This window comes from Nitrobacter sp. MLSD-S21 (assembly GCF_058809865.1).
The window spans coordinates 1-1,494 of sequence record NZ_JBXASZ010000024.1 but is presented as its reverse complement, the minus strand read 5'-3'; the positions used below and the strand labels follow the sequence as shown (position 1 = coordinate 1,494).

The following is a 1,494-nucleotide window of genomic DNA, read 5'->3' as shown; positions in this document are numbered from 1 at the left end:
CGACCGCAGATGGTAACAATAACCTTATGCCCGGATCACCGCGTGTGTTCCGGCTGCAGGCCACAGCGAGATTCTGAACGTTTGAAGCAGTCGTGGCGCCGAGCATCAGCTGTTCAAATGGTGGTTGTTCGATGAGCGAGATATTTGGTCTTCGAAACCATAACGTCACCGTAGACGGCTCATCGTTGAGTTTGACGTTCGACGGCAGGTGGGGCGAGCAAATTACGGTATCTATGCCCGCCGACCATTTGGACGCGCTTATGGCATCGCTTGGAAGAGTCAAACAAGAAGTGTCGATCAGGCAACGACCACAGAAACTAGTATTTAGCTTTCGAGGGCTGCAATCTTGGTCGGCTTCGAACGTCCCTGGTCAGGAGTATGTGTTTGTTATTCTCGATGGCTCTACTGCTCTGGCAGCGCCATACGCTGTGCCTCCGAAAATGGCAGAAGAGCTAGCTTCGGCGCTGTTGTCTGCCGCTGATGTCGCACGAAAGCAACGTCGGGACAATTGACCAACCTAGAAGAAGGTAACCCTAAATGGGAGATTTTCTTGGTTGGATAGCCAAGTCATCCGTGAGGGTGGATCGATCTCAATCTGTCGATGCTGAAACCGTCACTCTCGGTTCGCATACTCTTGAAAATTGCTTGCCCGTAAGATCCGAAGATCAGGCCGAAGATGGAATGGGAAGGTCAAATCTTATGCATCTGCATCTAGCTGCCGCTCAGAAATCTGAATCGCATCGGAAGTTTACTCCCGGCCGATATTCCTGGAGCGAAGTCCTGGATCAACTACGTGACGAAATCGCCGTGCTGTTGACGATGGGACTTGATCGGACCGAAATTGCTCGCAAGCTCGACATATCGGAGGCGGATGTCCGTGCGCTCGGCCCCAAAATACGTACGGGAGTCATGCGCCGCGATCTCTCCCGGCGGGCTGTCATTGCGCTGTTGAACGGTCGCCATGCTCATCTCAGCGGACGAACAGTTGGCAACCGAGTCCAACGCCTTATTAGGATCGCGTCCTCCTACACCCGTGAGGAACTGCTCATGGAGCCCGGTGTCGGAATCGTTACCGCAATCGAGATCGAGCTGTGGCTCGAAAAGCGGGGATGTTCGTTGGTAAAGGAATTCGTCGCGGATGATGGTATCGATAGAGTGGCGACCAATCCTATGTGTTGATAGCAGCTCTCATGGCCATTGTAATTTCAAATCGGCGCAGATTTTTTCGCCGCTGTATCGCTACGGCGCTTTGACGGACATTATTCTGCATTTGCGCCGACAATGCCCTGCGCGTTTCCGCTCCGATCTGTCGACAACGCTTTCTATCGTACCGGGAAGTGTATGACAGCAGGTGGTCGTCGAAGGAAACTACGGTTTCCAAGGGACGAGCCGTCGGTTTGCGCTCTACCTCGTGTATCGTCTTTTTTCTGATAGCGGAGCATGGTAGGAGTGCCCGTACACGCAGCCTGTTTTTCGATCTGGACGGCGCTACAG

At 53.2% G+C, this 1,494-nt stretch carries 2 protein-coding genes; both read left to right on the top strand.

Translation table 11 applies throughout. The features are described 5' to 3' along the window. Positions 1 to 131 precede the first annotated feature (131 nt). Positions 132 to 512, top strand: a complete 381-nt coding sequence (locus AC1RT6_RS21210) for a hypothetical protein (protein WP_139372918.1) — start codon at positions 132 to 134, stop codon at positions 510 to 512. Between the two features lie 25 nt (positions 513 to 537). Next, positions 538 to 1,179, top strand: a complete 642-nt coding sequence (locus tag AC1RT6_RS21205; protein WP_139372917.1) for a hypothetical protein — start codon at positions 538 to 540, stop codon at positions 1,177 to 1,179. Positions 1,180 to 1,494 lie beyond the last annotated feature (315 nt).